Origin of the sequence: Fuscovulum sp., from assembly GCA_035192965.1 — a bacterium.
Lineage (GTDB): Bacteria > Pseudomonadota > Alphaproteobacteria > Rhodobacterales > Rhodobacteraceae > Paragemmobacter.
In genome coordinates this window covers 3,108,841-3,126,835 of record CP136571.1, presented here as the reverse complement: position 1 = coordinate 3,126,835, position 17,995 = coordinate 3,108,841, and the positions used below count along the sequence as shown (strand labels likewise).

At 64.7% G+C, this 17,995-nt stretch carries 16 protein-coding genes; 4 read left to right on the top strand and 12 right to left on the bottom strand.

What is annotated here, in order from left to right; translation table 11 throughout:
* Nucleotides 1-166 precede the first annotated feature (166 nt).
* The 5 genes from RSE12_15290 to RSE12_15270 are packed head-to-tail and all read right to left on the bottom strand — an operon-like array spanning nt 167 to nt 5,033.
* Nucleotides 167-1,633, bottom strand: a complete 1,467-nt coding sequence (locus tag RSE12_15290) for an aldehyde dehydrogenase (GenBank protein ID WRH61723.1) — start codon at nt 1,631-1,633, stop codon at nt 167-169.
* Between the two features lie 20 nt (nt 1,634-1,653).
* A complete protein-coding gene (locus RSE12_15285) occupies nt 1,654-2,691 on the bottom strand; it encodes an LLM class flavin-dependent oxidoreductase (GenBank protein WRH61722.1) in 1,038 nt (345 codons plus the stop codon).
* Nucleotides 2,688-3,632, bottom strand: coding sequence for a flavin reductase family protein (locus RSE12_15280; protein WRH61721.1), 945 nt, complete (start codon nt 3,630-3,632; stop codon nt 2,688-2,690). Before RSE12_15280 ends, RSE12_15285 begins: the two co-directional genes overlap by 4 nt.
* On the bottom strand, nt 3,629-4,459 hold the full coding sequence (locus RSE12_15275; GenBank protein WRH61720.1) for an alpha/beta fold hydrolase: 831 nt from the start codon (nt 4,457-4,459) through the stop codon (nt 3,629-3,631). Before RSE12_15275 ends, RSE12_15280 begins: the two co-directional genes overlap by 4 nt.
* Entirely contained in the window at nt 4,431-5,033 is a 603-nt protein-coding gene (locus RSE12_15270; GenBank protein ID WRH61719.1) for an amino acid synthesis family protein, read from the bottom strand. The genes RSE12_15275 and RSE12_15270 overlap by 29 nt, the downstream gene beginning before the upstream one ends.
* A gap of 100 nt (nt 5,034-5,133) precedes the next feature.
* On the opposite strand from RSE12_15270, the gene RSE12_15265 reads away from it, so the two are divergent.
* Nucleotides 5,134-5,832, top strand: a complete 699-nt coding sequence (locus tag RSE12_15265) for a GntR family transcriptional regulator (GenBank protein WRH61718.1) — start codon at nt 5,134-5,136, stop codon at nt 5,830-5,832.
* On the top strand, nt 5,829-6,116 hold the full coding sequence (locus tag RSE12_15260; GenBank protein WRH61717.1) for a DUF1330 domain-containing protein: 288 nt from the start codon (nt 5,829-5,831) through the stop codon (nt 6,114-6,116). Before RSE12_15265 ends, RSE12_15260 begins: the two co-directional genes overlap by 4 nt.
* Nucleotides 6,117-6,185: 69 nt before the next feature.
* Here RSE12_15260 and RSE12_15255 read toward each other — a convergent pair whose 3' ends face one another.
* A complete protein-coding gene (locus RSE12_15255) occupies nt 6,186-9,248 on the bottom strand; it encodes an efflux RND transporter permease subunit (GenBank protein WRH61716.1) in 3,063 nt (1,020 codons plus the stop codon).
* Nucleotides 9,245-10,369, bottom strand: a complete 1,125-nt coding sequence (locus tag RSE12_15250; GenBank protein WRH61715.1) for an efflux RND transporter periplasmic adaptor subunit — start codon at nt 10,367-10,369, stop codon at nt 9,245-9,247. The genes RSE12_15255 and RSE12_15250 overlap by 4 nt, the downstream gene beginning before the upstream one ends.
* A 241-nt stretch (nt 10,370-10,610) precedes the next feature.
* On the opposite strand from RSE12_15250, the gene RSE12_15245 reads away from it, so the two are divergent.
* The gene (locus RSE12_15245; protein WRH61714.1) at nt 10,611-11,291 is read left to right on the top strand and encodes a hypothetical protein; all 681 of its coding nucleotides are present in this window, start codon (nt 10,611-10,613) and stop codon (nt 11,289-11,291) included.
* Between the two features lie 127 nt (nt 11,292-11,418).
* Here the strand turns inward: RSE12_15245 and gph are convergent, their stop codons facing one another.
* From gph to RSE12_15225, 4 genes are all read right to left on the bottom strand, one after another.
* Nucleotides 11,419-12,072 carry a phosphoglycolate phosphatase gene (gene gph, locus RSE12_15240; GenBank protein ID WRH61713.1) on the bottom strand — a complete coding sequence of 218 codons (654 nt, stop codon included), beginning with the start codon at nt 12,070-12,072 and terminating at the stop codon, nt 11,419-11,421.
* A complete protein-coding gene (locus RSE12_15235) occupies nt 12,073-13,455 on the bottom strand; it encodes an FAD-binding oxidoreductase (GenBank protein WRH61712.1) in 1,383 nt (460 codons plus the stop codon). It abuts the gene before it with no gap.
* A 9-nt stretch (nt 13,456-13,464) separates the two neighbouring features.
* On the bottom strand, nt 13,465-14,826 hold the full coding sequence (locus tag RSE12_15230) for a glutamine synthetase family protein (GenBank protein ID WRH61711.1): 1,362 nt from the start codon (nt 14,824-14,826) through the stop codon (nt 13,465-13,467).
* Nucleotides 14,827-15,051: 225 nt separating this feature from the next.
* Nucleotides 15,052-16,293: an acyl-CoA dehydrogenase gene (locus RSE12_15225; protein ID WRH61710.1), complete on the bottom strand. Its 1,242-nt coding sequence runs from the start codon at nt 16,291-16,293 to the stop codon at nt 15,052-15,054.
* A 136-nt stretch (nt 16,294-16,429) separates the two neighbouring features.
* Here RSE12_15225 and RSE12_15220 point away from each other — a divergent pair, with 136 nt between their 5' ends.
* The gene (locus tag RSE12_15220; GenBank protein ID WRH61709.1) at nt 16,430-17,353 is read left to right on the top strand and encodes a LysR substrate-binding domain-containing protein; all 924 of its coding nucleotides are present in this window, start codon (nt 16,430-16,432) and stop codon (nt 17,351-17,353) included.
* A 54-nt stretch (nt 17,354-17,407) separates the two neighbouring features.
* On the opposite strand, the gene RSE12_15215 is transcribed toward RSE12_15220, so the two are convergent.
* Nucleotides 17,408-17,794, bottom strand: coding sequence for a hypothetical protein (locus tag RSE12_15215; protein ID WRH61708.1), 387 nt, complete (start codon nt 17,792-17,794; stop codon nt 17,408-17,410).
* Nucleotides 17,795-17,995: the final 201 nt, after the last annotated feature.

Below are 17,995 nucleotides of genomic sequence, written 5' to 3'. Positions count from 1 at the left end.
ATGGAAAAGCCAGAAAATGCCTGTGCAGCGCGTGGTGCAGACGGCGGTGCAGCAAAGCGTATGCACGCAGCGGGCGGTCATGCGGAAATTGATTCATGATCTGGAAAGGTTATCCCTGCTTTTGTCGCGCTCGTCACCGTGCTGCATGGGGGCCTTTGGTCGGGGGTCAGCGCATCACGAAAGGGTCGGGGATCGGGTCGTCTGATGTCCGCAGCCAGACCGTTTTCGTGGTGGTGTAATCCAGTGCCGCGGCGAGGCCTCCTTCGCGGCCGTGGCCAGACAGGCCATGGCCACCGAAGGGGGCGATGGGCGACACGGCGCGGTAGGTGTTGACCCAGACCACGCCCGCGCGCAGGCCGCGGATCATGCGGTGTGCGCGGGTCAAAGATTTTGTGAATACCCCAGAGGCTAGGCCATAGGCTGTGTCATTGGCTTTGGCCAGCGCCTCGGCTTCGGTCGTGAAGGTGCTCACGGCGAGGACGGGGCCGAAAAATTCATCCGACAGCGCGGGCGCGTCGGGGGCGGTGGAGCAATCGAGGATGGTGGGCGGGAAATAGAAGCCGGGGCCGGGGAGCGGTTCACCGCCGGTGATCGGCGTGGCACCCTTGGCAAGGGAGGCTGCGATGGTGGCGGTGATGTGGTCGCGCTGGCGCGCGGTGCAGAGAGGGCCGATCTCGGTGGTCATGTCGTCGGGCGCTGCAATGCGGATCGCCTCGGCCTTGGCCTTCAGCTTGGCGAGGAAGGCCTCTTTGATGGAGGCCTCCACCAGCAAGCGCGATCCTGCGACGCAGCTTTGCCCGGTGGCAGCGAAGATGCCGGAGACCTGCGCGTTGGCAGCGCTGTCCAGATCGGCATCGGCAAAGACGATGAAGGGGGATTTGCCACCCAGTTCCAGCGAGGTGGAGGCGAGGTTTTCTGCCGAATTGCGCACCACGGCGCGGGCGGTGCCGGGGCCGCCGGTAAAGGCGATATGGGCCACCTTTGGATGGGTGGTCAGCACATGGCCACAGGTGGGGCCAAAGCCCGTAAGAATATTCACCACGCCGGGGGGGAAGCCCGCGGCATGGATGAGGCGGGCGAAGTGCAGGAGGGGGGCGGGGCCATCCTCGGATGCTTTGACCACCACGGTACACCCGGCGGCGAGGGCGGGGCCGATCTTGACGGCGGCGAGGAAGAGTTGCGAGTTCCATGGCACGATGGCCGCAACCACGCCAACAGGTTCGCGCCGCAGCCACACTTCCATGTCCGGCTTATCGATGGGCAGATGTGCGCCTTCGATCTTGTCGGCGAGGCCTGCGTAATAGCGGTAGTAATCGGCGACATAGGCGATCTGGGCGGTGGTTTCGCGGATGATCTTGCCCGTGTCGCGGGTTTCCAGCCGGGCGAGTTCTGGCGCGGCTTCCGTGACAAGATCGGCAAGACGCATGAGCAGTTTGCCCCGTTGCGTGGCGGTCATCGCGGGCCATGGGCCAGAGGTGAAGGCGCGGTGCGCAGCATCCACGGCGGCGTTCACCTGTGCCTCGCGCGCCTCGGGCATGTCGGCCCAAGGGGTGCCTGTGGCGGGGTTCAGGCTGGGGAAGGTGGCGGCGCCATCCTGAAACGTGCCATCGATGTAGAGCTGGAAGCGGTCCATGGGCTGTCCTTGCAGGGGCCTCAGGCGAAGGCGGGCATTACATCGTCGATGAAGCGTTTCAGGCTGTCGCGCTTTCGGGCGAAGGATTGGCCGCTGTCGATCCAGAGCGAGAATTCGTCATACCCCAGCGCCTTGATCGCGGCCAGCTTGTCGATCACCTCAAACTTGTCGCCGATCAGGAGGTTTTTCCGCATAACTTCGGCCGAATAGAAGGGATGGGCGGCGATCTCGGCGTTGGTCAGGGGTTCGATCAGGCCTTGGGTGACCGGGCGTTTGTTCAGGAACCAGGCGCCGAAATAGTTGTAGAAGTGGTTGAGTTCCTGCGCCGCGACATTGGCATCGGCAGCGTCAGAGGCGACATAGCCATGTTGCAGAACCATGATGCGCGGGCGGGGAATTTCGGGCGTCTTGGCGCAGGCATCATTGAATCGCTGCATCAGGCTGACCACCTCATCATGCGGGTTGTGCAGGGGCGTGCATTGGACGTTGCAGCCCTGTGAGACGGCGAATTCATGGCTGTTGGGATCGCGCGCGGCGACCCAGATGGGAGGGTGCGGCTGTTGCAGCGGTTTGGGGGCCGATGTGGTGGCCGGAAATTGCCAATACTGCCCGTCGAGCGCGTAATCGCCCGCCCAAAGCCCCTTTATTGCAGGGATCAGTTCGCGCATCCGCCCGCCCGCGTTCCAGGCATCCAGACCGGGAAGAATGCGTTCGTATTCAAAACTGTAAGCCCCGCGCGCGATGCCCAGTTCAAGCCGGCCATCCATGATCAGATCGGCCATCGCCGCCTCACCCGCCAGCCGGATGGGATGCCAGAAGGGGGCGATCACGGTGCCGGTGCCAAGGCGGACATGTTTGGTGCGGCGCGCGATATCGACAAGATTGAGCAGGGGATTGGGCGCGATGGTGAAGGACATGCCGTGGTGTTCGCCCGTCCAGATGGCGTGCATCCCGCCCTCATCGGCCATGTGGCACAGTTCCAGCATTTCTCGATACAGGCGCTGTTCGCCGTCAGAAGGGCTGATCCGTTCCATGTGCAGGAAGAGCGAGAATTTCATAGGGCCGTTCCTTCCGTGACTGGGCCTTCTGTGACCAGCGCGATGCGGCCAGCATTCTGATTGCCGAAATAGATGCCGTAATTGCCCATGCGCGATTCATCCGACAGCCGTTCCAGCATGGTGCGCAGGGCTTGATCGGTGACCTCGGCGAAAGAGGCGGGGGAGAGGTCGACGAAGGCTCCTTTGGCGGGTGTGCCTGCCGTGGCGGGGCACCGAAAGGCGATGTGCTGCTGGGCGCGGGCCACGTCTTCGTAAACGGAATAGAGTGGGCCGGGGGCGGCATCTATGCCGCTTTGCGCGATCAGCGCGGCCAGCGCAGCGGCGGTGCCGTCGCGGCCCACGCGGGCGGTGGGAAGGGTCAGACCGCCAAAACCATCGTCGATCAGCAGCACCTGCCCGTCGCGTTCGAGGATGGCTGAGACGATGATATCCGGCCCGGTTGGGACAGTGGCCTGCGTGGCGACGGGGGTGAAGTAGGTGCCGCGATAGTAGCCAAGGCCGGGGGCTGGGGTGGCGTGAAACGCCTCAATCCGGCCAAGAAGGATGGCGTGATCACCGGCGTCGATGATCTGGTGCGTGCTGCAATCGAACCAGGCGGCCACATCGGGCAGGATCGGTGCGCCATGGGGGCCGGGCTGCCAGTCGATCCCGGCGAAGCGGTCGGCAGCGGGGCGGGCGAAGGTGTTGGAGATGTCCTTCTGGCCTTCGGCAAGGATGTTCACGGCAAAGCCACGACCAGAGGTGAAGGCCGGATAGTTGGCGGAGGTTTTGGCGATCTGCACAAGCAGAAGCGGCGGGTCGAGCGAGACGGAGGCAAAGGAATTTGCGGTGAAACCCAAGGGGTGGTCTGCGTCATCCAGTGCCGTCACGACAGTGACCCCGGTCATGAAGGTGCCAAAGGCATCGCGCAGGGCCCGGCGGGGATCTTGCGGTTGGGTCATGCGCGCAGCCCTTCGGTTTCGGCCATCAGGGGCGTTTGCAACCAGTCGCGGAGTGCCGCTGTCACGCGGTCGGGGGCGGTGAGGTTGACCATGTGACGATGGCCTTCGATCACGATGGCGCGGCCGCGCGGGGCGGTGGCGGCCATCAGGCGGGTCATGTCGGGGGTGGAGTTCGGATCACCATCGCCTGTCAGGACAAGGGCGGGGCAGGTGATGGCGGCCCAGCGGTCGGCATAGATATCATCGCCGGTGGCGAAGGCGCGGTAGGCGGCGGCGTAGCCGTCGCGGCTGACCTCGGCCAGCCAGCGGGCGACTTGGGCGCGGGGGGTGGCATCCTGCGCGTCGTCGGTGAACCAGCGTTTGAGGGGGGCGATGGCGTCAAACTCGCCTGCGGCCATGGCATCGGCGCGGGCGGTGACGGCGGCGCGCGCCTCGGGCGTGCGGCGGTGGACGGCGTTCAGGATGGCGATGCGGCGGATGAGTTCGGGATAATCGGCGGCAAGCCCGGTGGCGATCAGCGCGCCCATGGAATGGCCTGCGACGTTCACCGCACCCACGCCAAGGGCAGTGATCACGCGCGCGGCCCAGTCGACGTAATCAGGCAGGCGCGCGCCTTGGGGCAGGGGGGCAGAGCGGCCATGGCCCGGCATATCCACGGCAAACACCCGGGTGGTGGCGGCCAGCGCCGCGATTTGTGGGGCCCAGGCGCGGGCGTTGAGGCCCACGCCATGGATCAGCAGGAGCGGTTCGCCGCCATTTCCCGGGGGGCCGACCTCGATGAGGCCGACCGCGGCCCCGTCAGACAGAGGCAGGGTTCGATACATCATGGCCCAGATCCTTGAGGTCTTGATATCGGTCACCGATGCGGTGATGCGGGCGGCCCCCGATAGAGGCGCCGAGGGCCACGACGATTTCATCGGCAGCGGGTGCGTCGGGGATGGCGAAATGGATTGTCAGGTAATGCGAGCGGCGGCCTTCGTCATTCTTGTCCATCAAGGGGATCATGACGGGCGTGTTGGCCCCGCCGCGGATGTTGGTGAAGGCGAGATAGGTCTTGGCCCCCACGGCCTGCCGGTAGTGGTTGCCAAAGCGCAGGGTGTGGATCAGGGCGGAGGCGTGTTCCACTTCGCCGTCGAGCCCCACGACTGCGGCCTTGCCGTAGCCTTCGACGGCATCGCCACCGCCTGCGGCATCAAGGATCATTCCGGTCAGCAATGCGCCAAGTTCGGGGGCCACGTCGTGAATGGCGGGTTTCAGGTCTTCGACAAAGCCCATCCCGGCCCAAGGGTTGCGGATCACGGCCGCCGCCGCGATCAGCTTCAGCGGTTTGGGCGCAGCGCGGCCGCCTTCGATCAGCGTGGTTTCGACATGAAGAAGGGTTTTGCGGATCTGGGCGGGCATCGGAACCTCGGGCTTTGCTGTTAGTTGTATGTTGGTATACCATAAGATCGTATGTCAATGAGTCGTTGCCCGGATGGGGCGCGGGCGCTAGGGTGGGGTGATGGAACAGGCAGCACATCCTGAAATGCAGGCGGAATTGCGCGCCGAATTGCGGATCGACCAGATGCCGCAGACCCTGCGCGAAATCGTGCTGGGCCGGATGCGGGCTGCGATCATCGCGGGGCGCTTTCCATCCGGCGCGCGGCTGGTGGAGCGGACGCTGTGCGATCAGCTGGGCGTCAGCCGGTCGGTTGTGCGCGAGGTGATCCGGATACTGGAGGCGGAAGGGCTGGTGGAAAGCCTGCCCAACCGGGGGCCGGTGGTGGCGCGGATGGACTGGGCGCAGGCGCGGCAGATCTATGACATCCGGCTGCTTCTGGAGGGATCGGCGGCGGCGGGTTGCGCGGCGGTGGCAGATGACGCGGTGAAGGCCGATCTGGCGGCGGCGCTGGCCGCGCTGGAGGCGGCGACGGGCGCCGAAGATGCCGTTTTTGAGGCGACGACGCAGTTCTATGAGGTGATCTTTCGCGCCGCCGGGCATGACATCGCCTGGGAGATTGTGCAGCGCCTGAACGGGCGGATCAGCCGGCTGCGCGCGCTGACGCTGACTGTGGCAGACCGGGCGGTGCCCGGCCGCGCGCGCATGGCGCGCATCGCAGCGGCGATTGCCGCCAATGATGCGGGCGCGGCGCGGCAGGCGGTGGAGGATCACTTGCGCGAGGCGGCCGAGATCGCGCGGCGGATGTTGGAGGGCGCATGATGGCGGCCTATTGGATTGCGCATGTCACGGTCACCGATCCCGAACGATACAAGGCGTATCAGGCCCTCGCCCCGGCGGCCTTCGCCCGGTTTGGCGGGCAGTTTCTGGCGCGAGGTGGGGAATCGTATGTGCTGGAAGGGCCGCAGCAAGCGCGGCATGTGGTGATCGTGTTTCCCGATCTGGCATCGGCGCGGGCGTGCTATGCGTCAGCCGAATATCAGGCGGCGCGTGCTGCGCGGGAGGGCGCGGCAGAGGTGGCCTTGGTGATTGTGGATGGCGTGTAAAGAAGCGATTTTTTTGCGAAAAATCTGCAGCAAGGTGGCGATCCGATGGAGCGGATCGCCACCTTGCTTTCAGTGGCTTGCCACCGGATCTTCCACCGGTTTCGCCAGTTCCTTGCGTGAAATCAGCGTATAGAAGGCCGGTACCACGAAGAGCGTGAACATCGTGCCGATGGTGATGCCCGAGAAGATCACCAGACCGACCGAATAGCGCGCGGCGGCGCCTGCGCCATCGGCGATGATGAGCGGGATCACCCCCAGTGCCATGGCGGCGGTTGTCATCAGGATCGGCCGCAAGCGGGTTTTGGCGGCGGCGACGATGGCCTCACGCGCGGACAGGCCGCGTTCGCGGCGGGCCTGATTGGCAAATTCCACCAGCAGGATGCCGTGTTTGGTGATCAGCCCGATCAGGGTGATCAGCCCCACCTGCGTGTAGATGTTCAGCGTGCCAAGGCCGAGGTTCAGCGGCACGATGGCCCCGAAGATCGACAGGGGCACCGACATCATGATGATGAGCGGATCGCGGAAGCTTTCGAACTGCGCGGCCAGCACGAGGTAGATCACCACCACGGCAAGGCCAAAAGCCAGCAGGATCGTGTTGCCTTCCGTCACCTCGAGCCGGGATTGGCCGGAATAGTCGATGAAGAACCCGTCGGGCATGACCTTTTCCGCCTCATCCACGATCACCTGCAGGGCATCGCCGGTAGAGACACCGGGGATGGGCAGCGCGCTGATGGTGGTGGAGTTGAGCTGGTTGAACTGTTCGATGGCGCTGGGGGCGACCTTGGTTTCCACTGTCACCACTGCCGAGAGCGGCACCATCTGGCCGCTGGCGGAACGGATGAAGAAATCGGTCAGCCGTTCGGGGTTGTTTCGGTATTCCTCGGGCACCTGCATGATCACATCATAGCTGTTGCTGTCGCGGTCGAATTGCGCGACGGCCCCGCCACCAACGAGCAACCCCAACGTCGTGCCGATGTCGCGCGCGGGCAGGTTCAGTGCGGCGGCGCGTTCGCGGTCAATCTTCATCGTGATCTGTGTGGAGTTGTAGGACAACGAGTTCTGCACCACGATGAAGCGGCCCGAGGCCTGTGCTGCGGCCTTGATCTCTTCGGCCACTTCGAAGATGCGGTCGGAAGGTCCAGTGGATTGCAGGATCACGCTAATGGGCAGGCCACCGCCCGCACCGGGCAGCGAGGGGGGCGCGAAGACAAAAGCCTGCACCCCGGCGACGGCGCTGATCTTGCCTTGAAGATCAGCTTGCAGTTCGGCCTGTGACCGATCCCGTTCGGACCAGTCCTTGAAGGCCCAGAGCGCGATGCCGGAATTCGTGGCCCCGCCAAACCCCACGATGGAGAAGTTGGCCGACAGCTCGGGCAGGTCCTTCGTGAGTTCGCGCATCTGGTCGATATAGGTGCGGGTGTATTCGGACGTGGCATAGGGCGGCGCGTTGACGAAGGCGAAAAGCGCGCCGGAATCCTCTTCCGGGGCAAGCTCGGTTGAGGTTTTGGTGAACAGATACCCCGTCAGCCCGGCCAGAACGACGACCATCAGGATGGTGATGGCGCGATAGTCGAGCGAGCCGTTGACGCGGCGTTCATACCAGCCTGCCAGCCTGTCGAAGGCGCGGTCGACGGCGATCTGGAAGCGGGAGTGGTTGCCCTTTTGCAGGAGGCGGGCCGACATCATGGGGGTGATCGTCACGGCCACGATGCCGGAAATGATCACCGCGCCGGCCAGCGTGACGGCGAATTCGCGAAACAGCGATCCGGTCAGGCCGCCGGTAAAGGCAAGCGGCGCAAAGACGGCGGCGAGGGTGATCGTCATGGCGACAACCGCGCCGTAGATTTCCTTCATCCCCATGAAGGCGGCCTGAATCGGGCGGAAGCCTTCCTCGATATGGCGGTGGATGTTTTCCACAACGACGATGGCATCATCCACCACAAGGCCGATGGCCAGAACCATGGCAAGCAGGGACAGAAGGTTGATCGAATAGCCGAACAGGTAGAGCACGAAAAGCACGCCCAGAAGGGACAGCGGGATCGTGACCACGGGCATCAGCACCGACCGGAAAGAGCCCAAGAACAGCAGGATGATCACGATGACGATGGCGACCGCCTCGGCGATTGTCTTGAACACTTCGTTGATCGAGGCGCTGATCTGCTCTGTCGCGTCATACATCAGCGTCATGCTCATGCCCTGCGGCAGGCTGGACTGGATGATGGGCAGTTCGGCCAGAACGGCGGTGGACATGTCCAGCGGGTTCGCCCCCGGGGTGGGGAAGACGCCGATGAAGGTGCCGGGTTCGCCGTTGAAGTTCACGATCGTGTCTGTGGACTCGGCCGCCAATTCCACCCGCGCCACATCGGCCAGACGGACGACATCATCACCCGTGCCGGAAATGGGCAGGGCGGCGAAAGCCTCGGGCGTTTGGAGGGTGGTTTCCATGGTGATGGAATAGGCGGTGAATTCGCCCTTGGTCTTGCCCGGAGCGGCAAGGAAGTTGGCGTTGTTCACGGCACCCAGCACCTCGGCCGCGGTCAGGCCACGGCCAGCAAGGCGGATCGGGTCGATCCAGATGCGCATGGCATAGGTCTGCCCGCCCAGCACCTGGATTTCGGCCACGCCGGGGATGGTGGACATGCGGGGGCGGATCACGCGTTCGATGTATTCGGTGACCTGTTCCGATGTCATATTGGGGTTCTGCATCGCCAGATACATGGTGGCGAAGGTCATCCCCGTGCCTTTGACGATGGTGGGATCCTCGGCCTCGGCGGGCAGGCGGGACCGCACCTGCTGCACCTTGGACATCACTTCTGTCAGCGCCACGTCGGGGTTGGCCCCCAGGCGCATGTTCACCGTGACGGTGGAGGCGGAAGGCGAGGAGGTAGAGGTGATGTAATCGACATTCTCGGTCGTCGCCACGGCGGCGGCGATGGGGGCGGTGATGAAGCCCTGAATAAGGTCGGGCGCCGCGCCTGGATAGACGGTGGTGATGGTGACCACCGTTTCCTCCACCTCGGGGTATTCCCGGATTTGCAGGTTGAAGAACCCTTGCAGGCCCAGAAGCAGGATCAGCAGGCCAAGGACGGTAGAGAGGACCGGGCGCTTGATGAAGATGTCTGACGGGCTCATTGATCTGCTCCGACAGCAGGGCCAGTTGCGGCGGCGGCGGGGTTGACCGCGTTGTCAACGATGGCAGGCTGGCCATTGCTCAGGCGGTTCTGGCCTGCGCTGACGACCTGATCACCGGAGGCCACGCCCTCGGCGATTTCCACCACGCCGCCTGAACGGCGGCCGGGTTTGACGAAGACCTGAGCCACGACAAGCTTTTCGGCATCCTCTTCCGAGGGGCGGACAAGATAGACGTAGTCACCATAAAGGCTGGTGGAGAGCGCTGTCTGGGGCAGGGCGATGACGCCTTCTTCGGCGGGCAAGCCCACCTGAATGCGGACGAACTGGCCGGGGGTCAGCTTTCCTTGGGCATTGGTGATGGACCCGCGCAGCGCGACAAGGCGGGTTGCGGGGTCGACGCGGGGATCGATCCCCGTCAGCTCGCCCGGGAAGGTTTCATCCAGACCTTCAATCTGCACTTCGATCTTCTGCCCGATGGACAGCAGCGGCAGATCCTGTTCCGGCAGGCTGAAATCCACCCGCATGGACGAGATATCCTGCAGTGTGGCTACGATGGTTCCGGGCGCGACGTACTGGCCCAGATCGACACGCGGCAGGCCTATGGTGCCAGCGAAGGGCGCGGCCAGCTGGCGCTGTTCCAGCACGGCATTGGCGCGGGCAAGCTGCGCCTCGGCGGCCTGCGCTGCGGCCTGAGTCTGGTCGAGCGAGACATTGGTGGTGACACCCCGGCGCGTCAGATCCTGTGCGCGGGCGAGATTGCCGCGTTCCAGTTCGGCCTGGGTACGCGCAGCCTCGACATCCGCGGTCTGCACCACATCATCGAGCCGCAGGAGAAGGGCGCCTGCCTCAACCGTCGTGTTGGGCTGGAACAGGATCTCTTTCACCACACCCGCGCTTTCCACGGTCAGGTCCACGCCCTGTGCGGCATTGACGGTTCCGATCGCCTCGATCACCGGGGTCCAGGTGACGGGCTTTGCTTCGACCGTCGACACGGTGGCGGGCTGTTGCGGCATGTTGGCGAAGATCTGGGTGATCATGTTGTCGCGGAACATGTTGAACCAGACGAGACCGCCGCCGATGGCGCCAAGCAGGATGATCGCGATGATGAGACGTTTGACCATGGGAATGGGCCTTTGCGCGGAATGGGCGACCAGACGTTGCGGTGAAATGGTCGTCTATTAAAATTGCTGAACCCTGCATTCACCTATGGATGGCCAAAGTCAAGAAAGGTGGAGGGAAATTGAACGTTACCGTGCAGCATTGCGGTTTCTTCGCCGCAAAATGCGCCATCGCATATTGATTGCGGCCCGCGCATCTGCCACAGGCGAAGGGTGATGGGTCCAGGTGCGAACGGGGGGAGACATGGCCGCAGTGATGACATTGATCCCCGAACTGGCGGTAACCGACATGGCCGCCGCAGCGGCGATGCTGCGTGACGTGTTCGGCTTTTCCGGCGATGAGGCGCTGCTGCGGCTGGGGGATCAGGCGGTCGCTCTGGTGGCGGCGGACAGCCCCGCCGGGCATGGCCGGATCGACCATCTGGCGCTGGCGGTGAGGGATGTGGATGCGGCGCTGGCCTCCTTGATCGCGCGCGGTGCGCGGCTGGAGGCGACGACGCCCAATGGCCCGCGCGAGATTGCCGAATTCTGGGGCACGGGTGTGCGCTATGTGTTCCTGCAGGGGCCGGAAGGGGCGCGGATCGAGCTTTGCGCGCGTCTGGGCGGCCCGGTCCGCGATGGCTTGCCCGGGCATGATCATCTGGGCATTCCCTGCACCGATCTTGCGGCGACCGAGGCGTTCTTTCTGGGGCTGGGATTTGCGCAGATGGCGGCGAATGATCTGCTGCGGGATGACGGGGTGACGCGGGTGCGTTTCCTTGGGCTGGGGGCATCTATCGTGGAACTGTATGAGCCGCCCGCGCTGCGCGGGAGGGTTGCGGATTTTGCCGAGGCTGCGCTGTGGCGTGGGATCAGGCTGGAAGGTTCGGCATTGGTGCCGGGACTGCGGCAGGGGCCGGATGGGCTGCGGGTGACGGTGGTCTGACGGCGAAATTTTACGCAAATTTCGCGGAAAATTCTGACGCAGAATTTTAAGGGGCCGGTGGCCCCTTTTTGATGTGCGCGTTTCGGGGTGATCGAAATCTGTGTCAGATTTCGGCGCGATTTCTGCGTCAGAAATCGTTTTGGGGGCGCAGCAGGGTGGGAAAGTCGGCCCAATGGTCAAAGGCGGCGTGATGCGGCAGGTCTGCCAGCGGCGTTTTGCGATATCCTTGGGTGAAAAGCAGAAGCGGCACGGCGGCGCGCTGTGCGGTTTCGGCATCCACTTCGCTGTCACCCACGAACCAGACAGGGCCACCGCCGATGGCGGCCACGGCGTGGTGCAGCGGCGCGGGATCGGGTTTGCGCACGGGCAGCGTATCGCCGCAGACCAGCATCGGAAAGCGATGCGTCCAGCCCAGATGCGCCAGCAGCGCGCGGGTCGGGCCTTCGGGTTTGTTGGTGCAAAGGCCCATAGGCAGGTCGATGGCATCCAGCGCGGCTTCCACCCCCGGATAGGGGCGGGTCAACCCGCCGGGATCATGTTCATACCCTTCGATGAAGCGGGCGCAGAGATCGGCGTGGCGGGCGGAATCGTCGGGCAAGCCGAGGGCGTGGATCACACGGGTGATCAGGATCGGCACGCCGCCCCCAATGAAGCCGCGCACAGTTTCAAATGACAGGGGGGCGTGGCCGTCTTCGGCCAGCAGGGCGTTGACCCCGGCGTGAATGTCGGGGGCGCTATCGACGAGCGTGCCGTCAAGATCGAAGATCAGGGCGCGGGTCATTCAGCGCCCCGTCAGCCAGTTGCCGAATTTCGCCAGCCGTGAGGGCGGGCCTTGTCGGGCAATCTCGCGCCGGTCGGCCATACCGTAGAGGCCATACATCCCGTGCACCCCGAGCCAGCGCAGCGGTTCGGGTTCCCATTTGCGCACCCGACGGTTGACCCAGGGCAGGCGGGTAAGGTCGGTTTCACGGTCTAGGGTAAGGTCCGTCAGCGTGCGGCCGGAGAGGTTGGAGGTTGAGACGCCCACCCCCACATAGCCCCCGGCCCAGCCGATACGGGTGACCGGGTCCAGCCCCGCCGTCGTGCACCAGTCGCGCGGCACGCCGATCACGCCGCACCAGGCGTGGTCGATGCGATAGCGTTTGGTGGCCGGGAAATGAGTGTGCAGGATGGCGGTCAGGCGGCGGATCGTTTCAGGATCTGGCGCACCGGAATTGTCGATGGCCGAGCCAAAGCGATAGGGCACGCCCCGTGCGCCTACGGTGATGCGGCCTTCGCGCGTGCGTTGGCAATAGCAATAGGCATTGGCGAAATCGCCAAGGATTTCATGGCCGTGCCAGCCGATCTCTGCCCAGACTTCGGGCGGCAGGGGTTCAGTCGCGATCTGCGCGGAATTGAGCGGGAGCCATTCGCGTTTCAGCCCCGGCAGGGTGGCGGTGAAGCCTTCCGTGCAGCGCAGGATGGTGTGGGCGGTGACGGTGCCGCGTTTGGTGGTGACGCGGCCGGGGGCGATGGCGGTGACCTCTGTTTCCTCGCACAGGCGGACGCCCATCGCCTCGACGATCTGCGCCAGACCCCGGACCAGTTTGGCGGGCTGCACGCGGGCCACGCCGCCCACGACCATCGCGCCCAGAACGCCGGGAATGTTCACGCGGCTCGCGGTCTGGCCTGCACCGATCATGTGGACGCGATCCTCGCCCCAGTGGCGGCGGTGGGCGACCTCGGCCTCACACCGCGCCAGTTGGGCCGGGGTGGTGGCGACCATCAACTCATCCGTGCGCAGGATGTCCGCCTCGATCCCCTCGACCCCTGCCACGCGGATGATCTCGTCCACGGTGCCGTTCATGGCCTGCACCATGGCGCGGACGGATGCCTCATCCGAGGTTGCAAGGTAGCGGTCGTGGTTCCAGGCAAAGCCGCCTGTCAGCCAGCCGCCATTGCGGCCCGACGCGCCGAAACCCGCGAAATCCTTTTCGCAGATGACAATATTCAGGCCGGGATCGGCCTTTTTAAGGTAATAGGCCGACCACAGCCCAGTGTAGCCCGCGCCGATGATGCAGACGTCAGCTTTGGTGTCGCCCGCCAGCGGCGCGCGGCGGGTTTTGGGCAGGCCGATATCGGCATACCAGAAGGAGATGCCGCCGATGCGGGTTGGTTGGGTCATCGGTGCATCTCACAGATACCAGTCATATTCGCGGGGCAGGACATCGGCCATGAACGCCTCGAACTCCGCGCGCTTGATGGTGGCATAGGCGGCGGGGTAGCGGGGGCCGAGGTATTCGGCCATGAGGGCGGAGCTTTCCAGCCGATCCAGCGCTGTCCAGAGCTTCAAGGGCATGGCGGGATCAGCCTCTTCGCCTGCATTGCCGGTGGAGGGGGGCGTGGGGGACAGGCGGTGTGCCAGCCCATGGTGGACGCCTGCCAGAACGGCGGCCATCGCCAGATAGGGGTTCGCCTCGGCCCCCGCAATGCGGTGTTCGATCCGCCGCGCCGCGCCGCCGCCAGCCGGGATGCGGAAGCTGACCGAGCGGTTGTTGGTGCCCCATGACGTGTTGACGGGAACAAACTGATTGGGCGCGAAGCGGCGATAGGCGTTCAGGTTGGGCGCAAAGATTGCCATGGCGTCATGGGTCGTGGCTTGCAGCCCGGCGATGGCATGGCCAAGAAGGGTGTCGCCCGTAGGCAGGCGATCATCAAAGACATTGCGGCCCTGATCATCCACGAGGCTGAGGTGGATGTGCAGGCCGGACCCGGACTGATCGGCAAAGGGTTTTGACATGAAGGTGGCGTCAAGCCCGTGGCGGCCGGCCACCCCCTTTACGATGCGACGCAGCATGAGGGCGTGATCGGCGGCGCGAACGGGATCGGGCAGGTGACCGAGGTTCACTTCGAATTGCGCACCGCCATATTCGGCGGTAGCAGCCCCTGCGGGGACGTCTTGCGCGATGCAGGCGGCGTCGATTTCGGCCAGCACTCCGGCCCATTCGTCAAGCTTGTCAAAAGCCAGCACGCGCGGCGCTTCCGGCGCACGGCCGGACTTTGCGGGGCGTGCAGGGGCAATGCGGCCCTGCGCATCGCGGGCGGGATCGACGAGGTAGAATTCCAACTCGCAGGCGACCACTGGCGTCAGGCCCAGATCGGCAAAGCGCGCGACGACATTGGCAAGGATGCTTCGCGGATCGAACCACCATTGCGCCAGCCCTTCGGGCGGGGCGGGCGCGATCAGCACCTGAGCTGTGTCGGCTTGCCAGGAAACTGGGGCCAGCGTACCGGGGATCGGATAGGAGGTCGCGTCGGGGTCACCATCCGAGAAGCCGATGCCTTCGACATCCCAGCAGGCCCCCAGCGCATCGAGCGTGGTAATGCCCGCGCAGAAGGCGACGCCAGAGGACCAAACCTTTGCCGCATCGCGGATGGGATAGCGTTTGCCGATGGCCGTGCCGCATAAATCGAACATCACCGCATCAAGAAAGCGGGTGCCGGGGTGGGCGGCCAGATAGGCATCAAGCTCGGGGATGGAATGCGCGTGTGTCATGGCCCTGAGCCTAGCCGCCAGAACAGCCATGTCATCCCTGAAAACGACAGAGACTTGTGCAGATCGGCACAGTGCGGAACGCCGAAAACTTTTCCGGAAAAGTTTTCTGCGGGGGGCCGGTAAATTCTTCTGGAAGAATTTACCGGTGCGGTGGCGGTCCGCCCGGTATTGGGGCGGTGGGGTGGCAAAATTCTTCGGGAAGAATTTTGCCCTATGGGGAGGGCGTCAGAAGAATGCCTGCACCCCGGTGATCGCGCGGCCGAGGATCAGGGCATGCACGTCATGCGTGCCTTCATAGGTGTTCACGGTTTCCAGGTTCACCATATGGCGCATGATCTGGAAATCTTCTTGGATGCCATTGCCGCCATGCATGTCGCGGGCCCAGCGGGCGGCATCCAGCGCCTTGCCGCAGTTGTTGCGCTTGATGATGGAGATCATTTCGGGCGCGGCGTTCGCTTCGTCCAGCAGGCGGCCAACGCGGAGGCTGGCTTGCAGGCCAAGCGAAATCTCGGTCATCATATTGGCGAGTTTCAGCTGGTAAAGCTGGGTTCCGGCCAGCGGTTTGCCGAACTGCTTGCGGTCGAGTCCGTATTGGCGGGCGGCGTGCATGCAGAACTCGGCAGCGCCCATGACGCCCCAGGAAATGCCATAGCGCGCGCGGTTGAGGCAGCCGAAGGGGCCTTTCAGGCCTTCGACATGGGGAAGAAGGGCGTCTTCGCCGACCTCGACATCCTTCATCACGATCTCACCCGTGATGGAGGCGCGCAGGGAAAGTTTGCCGCCCACCTTGGGCGCGGTCAGGCCTTTGGTGCCCTTGTCGAGGACAAAGCCCTTGATCTTGCCGCCATGCGCCTCAGATTTGGCCCAGACAACGAAGACGTCGGCGATGGGGGCGTTGGAAATCCACATCTTCGCACCGTTCAGCACGTAGCCGTTGGCGGTTTTCTTCGCCGTGGTCTTCATGCCAGCCGGATCGGACCCGGCATCGGGTTCAGTCAGGCCAAAGCAGCCGATCCATTCACCCGAGGCGAGTTTTGGCAGGTACTTCTGGCGCTGTGCTTCGGTGCCGTAGGCGTAGATGGGATACATCACCAGCGACGATTGCACCGACATCATCGACCGATAGCCGCTGTCCACACGCTCCACTTCGCGTGCGATCAGGCCGTAGGCCACGTAAGACGCACCGATGCCGCCGTATTCTTCGGGGATAGTCACACCCAGAAGGCCCATCTCGCCCATTTCGCGGAAGATCGACGGGTCGGTGGTTTCTTCGCGATAGGCCGCGACGACGCGGGGTTGCAGCTTTTCCTGCGCATAGGCGCGGGCCCCATCGCGCAGCATCCGCTCTTCTTCGGTCAGTTGGTCATTCAGGCGGAAGGGATCTTCCCAATCAAAGCGGGCCAGATCGGGCGCATCCTTTGCCTTCAGCTTGGGTTTGTCGGTGGTTTTCGGGGCGTCGAGGCTCATGGCCGTTCCTCCGGTTGGGTTTGGAGAGAGTGCCAGCAAGGCCTGAGTCGCGCCATGCCGGGGTTGAGCCTTGTATGAAGCCATATGTTGTGAATTTATAGCGAAACATTCTGTATGGTTGTTGAGGTAAGCTCACATGATCCCGCCGCGCCGCCATTTGCCCAGCCTGTCAGGCCTGTTGGCGCTGGAGGCTGTGGAGCGTTTGGGCACGGCCACGGCGGCGGCGGCGGAGTTGAATCTGACGCCAGGAGCGGTCAGCCGCGCCTTGCAGGAGGTGGAGGCGCAACTGGGCGTGACGCTGTTGATCCGCGACCGCCAAAGGCTGCGGTTGACGCCTGCGGCGCGGGATTACGTGGCGGATGCGCGGCGGGCGCTGGGCGTGTTGGGGCAGGCGGCGCTGCGGCTGCGGGCGGGGGATGGCGGGGAAAGTCTGTCGCTGGCCATTCTGCCCGCTTTCGGGATGCATTGGCTGGCCCCGCGTCTGCGCGATTTCCGGGCCGCGCATCCGGGGGTGGCGTTGACGTTGACCACTCGACTGCGCCCGTTCGACATGGAGGCCGAAGGGTTTGATGCCGCCATCCATTACGGGCGGGCAGATTGGCCGGGGGCCGATCATTTGCTGCTGATGGCGGAGGAGGTGCAGGCCGTCTGCGCGCCTGCGCTGCTGGCCACGACGGTGACGGCGCCGGGGGATTTGCTGGCGCTGCCGCTGTTGCAGATTGAAAGCCGCACTGGGGATTGGGGCCGCTGGTTCGCAGCGCAAGGCATGGCGGGGCAAAGGCCGGGAGGGATGCTGTTTGACCAGTTCGCCACGATGCAACAGGCGGCGGTGCATGGGTTGGGCGTGGCGCTGTTGCCGACCTTCCTGATCGAAGGGGATCTGGCGGCGGGGCGGTTGGTTCCGGCCTGGGGCGGCGCGGTGCGGGCGGCGGGCAGCTATTGGCTGGTCTGGCCCAAGGGCCTGCCGCCGCGCCCGGCGCTGGCGGCCTTTCGCGGCTGGATCGAGGGGGAAGTTGCGGCCGAGCCAACGGCGCGGCCTCGCCAGCGCGACGGGCGCTAGACCAACCCCGCCTGTCCATGACTGATGACCGGACAGGCAGGTCGGTGCTCTGTGTCAGCCGTGGTTCGGGGCATCATCCTTGCCACGCCCGCGGGTCTTGCCGCCGCCACGCGTGTGGCCTGCGCCGTCATCGGCCCCGCGGCCACGGCGTGCAAAGATCACGTCTTCAGTCTGCTGTTCCATCCAGCCGTGGTTCGGGGCATCGTCCTTGCCCCGACCGCGGGTCTTGCCGCCGCCGCGCGTATGGCCTGCGCCATCATCGGCCCCACGACCGCGCCGCGCGGTTTCGAAGCCGTCGGTGTGCAGCGAAGGCAGGGTTACGCCGAACTCTTGCGTCGCGAAGGGCTGGCCGGGCGAGGCGGCAGCCGGGCCGACAGTCAGGATGCCGCCCATGCCAAGCGCGATGGTCAGGGCGAAAGCACGATTCAGTTTGGATGTCATGATCAATCCTCCTTTTGGGGGCGCAATTGCCCGGTGAGGCGATCAGGCCACCGCTGCCAGCGTCGCGCCAGACGTGCCGGACCTGTGCCACCGCCCCTCGGACCACCGGTCCGCGCCGCCCATGGCCCCAAGGTCTGACGCCACGTCAGACCAAAGTCCGATCCGACATCCGACCGATGGCCAGAACGCGCGAAATCAGAC